Here is a 5,880-nt window from a genome sequence, read left to right as displayed (position 1 = left end):
TTTCAAAGCCCGCTAAGCTCGCGCTTTTGCAGGCTCGTAAAAACTCGCGCTCGCCCTGTGAGATCGTCCTTCCGATCTATGCTAGCGCGCACGGAAGGCGCACCGCACAAGCCCACGCGATCTATAAAAGCGCGGATTTAACGAGCGTGGATTATGAGTGAGTTCGGCTTTAGCTTTGATGCGAGCGCGTGCGAGCGCTGCGGCGGCAAGTGTTGCACAGGAGAGAGCGGCTATATCGCGAGTTTTTTAGAATTCTTATCCGCGTCCTAGCGGTAAAATTTAAAATTTCGCCCGCAAGGCTTAAAGAAATTTATTTACAAAAAATAGGCGCTAAATTTAGCGTAAAAGAAAAGCCCTTTGAAGGCGGTTTTGCGTGCGTGTTTTTTGACGAAGCGCAGCGCAACTGCGGGATTTACGAGTTGCGTCCGAAGCAGTGCCGCAGCTTTCCGTTTTGGGAATATTTTAAAACGCATACTAAAGAATTGGAGGAAGAATGTATCGGGGTAAGGTTTTAAGCGGAATTTTAATCGCGGCGATGATTTTAGCGCCGCAGTATCTAAGTGCGGAGAGTGGGACGAATGCTGCAGCGGCGAAGCAGTCCGTTACGGATAAAAAGGCGTCTGATAAGAATTCCAGCATTGGCACAAAAAACGGTGCAAAAGAAGCAATTAAAAAGAGCTTGATAAATCGCGGCGTAAGCGCTAAAAGTATAACCAAAGAAAAGCTAAACCACGCGATGCGAGCGCAAGAAGACGCCGAGTTAAATTTTGATTTGCTTACAGCTTTGGAGCTACTGCATAAAGATCCTGTCGCATCGATGTTTTTATACGAAAAGGCATACAATAAAACGGGCTCGTCCGTTTATCTGCTAGAAGCGCTAAAGACTGCTTTTGCGATCAAAGATCGTAAAAATACGGCGCGCTATTTAAAGCTCGGCGAAAAGAGCCTAAGCTCAGACTCTGAGTATCTGCGAGTAAAGATCGGCTACTACTTAGGCATTAAAGATAATCTAAATGCCAATACTGCTGCTCTTAAGCTAGTCACCGTAGATCCCGTTTCGCGTAGTTACGCGATCTTAGCGGCGACATATTATGCGATGGAGAATTTTACTTTAGCCAAAACCTACTTTGAAAAAGCCTATGAGCTAGACAAAACTGACGAAAATCTCATCAGATTATGCGACGTGCTGCTAAATAAACTCGATGATTCGGACGGAGCGATCCGCATTATAGAGACGCACAGGCGCATCTACGGCTGCGCCCAGGGTATGGCGTGCGAGCTGCTAGCTGATGTGTATCGCGCGAATAAACGCTATTTGGATGTCGCTAAGATCGATGAAGCGCTGTATGAAGCCAAGGGGGATAATAAATTCTTAGACGATATGATAGCGATTTATTACTACTCAAACGACTTTGATAAAATAATAGAGCTTTTAAAGAAATACGATTACAAGCGCGAGCTTCTAATTGATGCCTACGCGCATAAAAAAGACTATAAAACCGCGATTAAAATGGCACGCGATGAGTTTATGAAGACTAAAAATTACGACTTTTTGGCGATCGAGGCGATCTACGAATATGAAAGTGCGGGCAAAAACGTGGACGCTAAAACCCTGTCTAGCGTAGTGGCAAAATTTGAAAATATCGCGCCGCAGCTTAAAGACCCCGTGCACCTAAACTACTACGGCTACATCCTAATAGATCACGATTTGGACGTTCGCAAGGGCATCGAGCTCGTCCGCCGCGCCCTGCAAAAAGACCCCGACTCGCCGTATTATCTGGACTCGCTTGCTTGGGGATACTACAAGCTTGGCGAGTGCGACAAGGCTAAAAATGAAATGGCTAAGATCAAAGACGCAGAATTTTTTAATTCCCCCGAAGGCAAAGAGCATTTAGAGGCGATCGATGCGTGCGCCGCTGGCACAGGCGTAGCGCCGCAGAATTCTATATCGCAAAACCCCACTACGATAAAAGGCTCCGCGCCGAAAGATCAGGCGCCGCAAAGTCCGGCAACAAAAACCCCTGCGCCTGATTCCATAAAATCTACGGCGCCCGAAAGCTCTGTGTTAGATTCCGCACGTCCGAGCTCCGCTGCAACGAGTGATTTAACGCCAAAAGACTCCGCTTCGCAAAATTCTGCCGGGTCTGCAAATTCCGCGATTCAAAACCAGACACCAAATTCTGCGGCATCTGAAAATTTTGCGACGCCCATAAATTCCGCCACGCAGAATTCTGCCTCGTTAAGACAAAATTCCGTATCGAGGCAGGATTTTATGCCAGAGCAAAATTCTACGTCGAAAGAGCCCACCGGCTCTAAAATCCAGACACCAAAGCAGTAGCGATGATTTTGGATGAAATTTTAAAACGTACTCGCGAGGATCTCGCGCTTCGCAAAGAAAGGCTGCCCGAGGATCTGCTCGGCCGCTCGCTAAGCGCTAATCCCTACGAGCCGAGGGGCGTCATAAGCGCACTTAGAAGCGACGAGAAGGATCCGCTTCGCATCATCGCCGAGATTAAAAAGGCAAGCCCGAGCAAGGGGATCATCCGAGAGGATTTTGAGCCGCTAAGCCTTGCGGTGGAGTACGAAAATGCAGGTGCCAGCGCTTTTTCGGTGCTTACCGAGCCGCATTATTTCAGAGGCGATTTGGAGTTCATCCCGCAGATCCGCCGCTACACGCATACGCCCATTTTGCGCAAGGATTTCATCGTCGATCGCTATCAGATCCTCGAGGCGCTGGTTTACGGCGCTGATTTTATCCTGCTGATCGCCAAAGCGCTTGAGCGCAAGGAGCTAAGAGAACTGCTTGAGCTTGCCCGCAGGCTTGGGCTTCGGGCGCTGTGCGAGATCCACGATAAGGACGATTTGAAAAAGGCGATCTTTGCAGGCGCCGATATTATCGGCATCAACCATCGAAATTTAGAGACTTTCGAGGTCGATACGAGCCTGAGCGAGCGGCTGATCCCGCTAATTCCAAACGGCAAGATCATCGTAGCCGAAAGCGGTCTGCACTCTCACGAACAGCTTAAAAGCTTGCACGAGGCGGGCGTCGATGCGTTTTTGATCGGCGAGCATTTTATGCGCCAAAATGACGTAGGTGCGGCACTGCGCGAGATAAAGCTCGGCGCGGGCGGCGAAATTTAAACCCGCTCGTTTGGTCGTGCAAGATCAGATCGGAACGAGAAGTTAAATTTAGCGAAGGGAGTGAAATTTTAAGGCGGTAAATTTTAAAATTCGTAGAATTCGACGGACTTTAAAATTTAATAGCTCTTTAAATTTGGCGGTTGCGACGCGATCAAATATCGCACGCCGCGTAAGTATCCGCGCTGTGCTTTAGCGTCGTGAGTTTATTATCACGCGCTGCGCGAGCGGCTGCGTAGCGAGGTTTAAATTTACGCTTCGCATAGCTTCGCACAGGCGGGTTTGCGCTTGCGGAATTTGACTGCTTAGGATTGCACATTTGCCGCAATGCCCCGCATGTCGTACGCTTACGTAAGCCTAGTCTCGGCGATTATATACGGCGCCGTAAATTTAATCGTAGCTCGCGATCTAAGCCGCCTCGTCTGCGATACGCCGCGATTAAACTTCGGCTGTATTACAGCTGTGCCGCGACCGCGCCGCGTTAAATTTTACCGCGTGTTGCGATGGTGATTGCAGCGCAGGTTTGGCACCGCGTACCGTGCCTGTGAGTGCGTCAAAGTTTTGTTATAATGCGCCGCGTAAATGACCGCGTAAATTTAAATCGCATGCCGCGTAAGCGTACGTGCACTTTGGCATCGCGAGCTTGTTATCGCACGCCGCGCGAACGGCTGCGGAGCGGATTAGGCGCTATGTTTGCCGCGCGATGAGTGTTTGCCAAATGCGCACTAACGCCTGCCGCGGGCTTCGATCTGCAAAGCGTATATCGCGCAGAGGAGGCGCCTCGCGCAGTCTATAGGATTGCAAAGCGCGTCCCGTCCCGTCACGTGCATAGCTCCGCGTCGTGCGAGCAAGCGCAAGACGCGTAAATTTAAAATTTTATGAAATTTAGAAGTTTTAAATTCCAAATTTCATAGAATTTTGCGAAACGCAAATTTTAAAATTCCATAGAATTTTGGAATTTCAGAAAGGAAAAGAGATGGATTATCTTTGCGCCCCTTGGCGAAGCGAGTATTTTACCGAAAAAAGAAGCGGCTGTCCCTTCTGTGACGCGGCGGCGGATGCGGCGTTCGATGATCGCAACGGCGTGCTTTTCCGCGCGCAGCACTGCTTCGGGGTGATGAACCTCTACCCCTACAGCCCGGGCGCGTTTATGGTCATACCTTACGAGCATGTCGATAATATCGAGTGTCTTAGCGACGATGCGTGGGTGGAGATGAGCCGCTACGTGCGCGCCGGAGTGGGGATTTTAAAGCGCACGCTGGGCGCAAACGGCGTAAATATCGGCATGAACCTAGGCGCCGCCGCGGGTGCTGGTATCGCCGAGCACGTGCACTATCATCTCGTGCCTCGGTGGCAGCGCGATACGAATTTTATCACGACGATCGCAAACGTCCGCGTAAACGGCGTTTCGTTCGCCCCGCTTTTTGAGAAGCTAAAAGCGGCTTACGCGGAAATTAAATTTTAAAACGGAGGATTGAGATGATTTTAGTTGCAGTAAAAAAAGATGGAAAATGGAGTATTATAGATAAAACGGGTAAAGAGATCGCTTCCTGCATTTGCGATATACCTTGGAACTTTCGAGTTCGAGAAAGCATAGATAAAAACGGTAAAACGATCAATTACTATAATATGTCTAGCTCTCTGAGCTTTCGACTTAGAGAAGGCTTAGATTGGAAGGTTGAATTTGGTGGTGAATTGAGGTTGTGGGATGAATTCCTCAAGAAATATATTGCTCCTTGTATTTGGGCATATGACAATATAAATGACTTTCGTGAAGCCTTATTCAGAGTCTTTAAAGACGGAAAATATGGTTTCATAGACAAAACCGGTAAAGAAGTCACCCCTTGTATTTATGATGATGCTGAGTATTTTCATGAAGGTTTAGCTAAAGTCAGAAAAGGTATCAAATGGAGTTTTATAGACGAAACCGGTAAAGAGATTATTCCTTGTATTATTGATTGTTTTTCTGGTGGTAATGTCAGTAACTTTGGTGAAGGAGGCTTAGCTCGGGTCACAAAATATGGTAATAAATATAAATATGGCTTCATAGATAAAACAGGCAAAGAAGTCGTTCCTTGTATTTATGATGGTATTACAAGCTCTCACGAAGGTTTAGTTTGGGTCAAAAAAGATGAAAAATTAGGTCTAATAGATAAAACCGGAAAAAAGATTGCATCTTGTATTTATGATGATATATTTGTTTTAGGAGATACCCTATTTGATATATATGATCAAGTCATATATTATAAAGGATATGTTAAGGTCAAAAAAGACGGCAAATGGGGATTACTAGATGATTTGGAAAATGAAATTTTAAAGCCAGCGTTCTACGACGAAGTAGAACTTGTGAAAGTTTTAAGTGACGACTACGTCAAAATCATACTAGACGGTCGCGAAACGATCGTGAATAAAAACGGCACAATAATATCTTAAATTTAAGGAGAGATGATGGTTAGCGTAGAGCAAGCGATCGAGGATCTGAAAAACGGCAAGATGCTCGTTATGGTCGATGATGTCGATCGCGAGAACGAGGGCGATTTGGTGTTTGCGAGCACATTTAGCAGCGCACAGAAGGTAAATTTCGCGATCACGCACGCCCGCGGAGTGCTGTGCGTGGCGCTTAGCCCGCAGATTGCGCAGCAGCTAGATCTAAATTTGATGGTCGATAAAAACACTTCGAGCCACGAGACCGCCTTTACCGTCACGATCGACGCGAAGGACGCCAAGACGGGCGTGAGCGCG

At 47.4% G+C, this 5,880-nt stretch carries 7 protein-coding genes and 1 pseudogene; 7 read left to right on the top strand and 1 reads right to left on the bottom strand.

Translation table 11 applies throughout. The annotated features are described in order from the left end of the window. The first annotated feature begins 153 nt into the window (after nt 1–153). The 3 genes and pseudogenes from Q0277_RS09435 to trpC all read left to right on the top strand — a co-directional run bounded on the left by Q0277_RS09435 (nt 154) and on the right by trpC (nt 3,141). Nucleotides 154–515 (top strand): annotated as a pseudogene (locus Q0277_RS09435) (YkgJ family cysteine cluster protein). Further along, nucleotides 494–2,338: a hypothetical protein gene (locus tag Q0277_RS09430; RefSeq protein ID WP_297997518.1), complete on the top strand. Its 1,845-nt coding sequence runs from the start codon at nt 494–496 to the stop codon at nt 2,336–2,338. Before Q0277_RS09435 ends, Q0277_RS09430 begins: the two are co-directional and overlap by 22 nt. Nucleotides 2,339–2,340: 2 nt before the next feature. After that, nucleotides 2,341–3,141, top strand: coding sequence for an indole-3-glycerol phosphate synthase TrpC (trpC, locus tag Q0277_RS09425; protein ID WP_297997516.1), 801 nt, complete (start codon nt 2,341–2,343; stop codon nt 3,139–3,141). Nucleotides 3,142–3,292: 151 nt separating this feature from the next. Here the strand turns inward: trpC and Q0277_RS09420 are convergent, their stop codons facing one another. Next, entirely contained in the window at nt 3,293–3,457 is a 165-nt protein-coding gene (locus tag Q0277_RS09420) for a hypothetical protein (protein ID WP_297997514.1), read from the bottom strand. Between the two features lie 17 nt (nt 3,458–3,474). Between Q0277_RS09420 and Q0277_RS09415 the strand changes: the two genes are divergently transcribed. The 4 genes from Q0277_RS09415 to Q0277_RS09400 form a co-directional block, all read left to right on the top strand. Further along, a complete protein-coding gene (locus Q0277_RS09415; protein ID WP_297921499.1) occupies nt 3,475–3,648 on the top strand; it encodes a hypothetical protein in 174 nt (57 codons plus the stop codon). Nucleotides 3,649–4,114: 466 nt separating this feature from the next. Next, the gene (locus Q0277_RS09410) at nt 4,115–4,603 is read left to right on the top strand and encodes an HIT domain-containing protein (protein ID WP_297997512.1); all 489 of its coding nucleotides are present in this window, start codon (nt 4,115–4,117) and stop codon (nt 4,601–4,603) included. A 14-nt stretch (nt 4,604–4,617) separates the two neighbouring features. Continuing rightward, entirely contained in the window at nt 4,618–5,571 is a 954-nt protein-coding gene (locus Q0277_RS09405) for a WG repeat-containing protein (protein WP_297997511.1), read from the top strand. Between the two features lie 15 nt (nt 5,572–5,586). Next, nucleotides 5,587–5,880 (top strand): 3,4-dihydroxy-2-butanone-4-phosphate synthase (locus Q0277_RS09400; protein WP_297997509.1); only part of this gene is annotated, 294 nt, incomplete at its 3' end.

Source organism: uncultured Campylobacter sp., from assembly GCF_938030815.1.
In the GTDB taxonomy this organism is placed as follows: Bacteria; Campylobacterota; Campylobacteria; order Campylobacterales; family Campylobacteraceae; genus Campylobacter_B.
Note: the sequence above shows the minus strand (reverse complement) of the source record. Positions and strands in the feature narration are given on the sequence as shown.

What these genes read in the sequence shown, in the direction of transcription:
- Q0277_RS09430 (WP_297997518.1), top strand. Translation starts at nt 494, where the DNA reads ATGTATCGGGGTAAGGTTTTAAGCGGAATTTTAATCGCGGCGATGATT.
- trpC (WP_297997516.1), top strand. Translation starts at nt 2,341, where the DNA reads ATGATTTTGGATGAAATTTTAAAACGTACTCGCGAGGATCTCGCGCTT.
- Q0277_RS09420 (WP_297997514.1), bottom strand. Translation starts at nt 3,457, where the DNA reads ATGTGCAATCCTAAGCAGTCAAATTCCGCAAGCGCAAACCCGCCTGTG.
- Q0277_RS09415 (WP_297921499.1), top strand. Translation starts at nt 3,475, where the DNA reads ATGTCGTACGCTTACGTAAGCCTAGTCTCGGCGATTATATACGGCGCC.
- Q0277_RS09410 (WP_297997512.1), top strand. Translation starts at nt 4,115, where the DNA reads ATGGATTATCTTTGCGCCCCTTGGCGAAGCGAGTATTTTACCGAAAAA.
- Q0277_RS09405 (WP_297997511.1), top strand. Translation starts at nt 4,618, where the DNA reads ATGATTTTAGTTGCAGTAAAAAAAGATGGAAAATGGAGTATTATAGAT.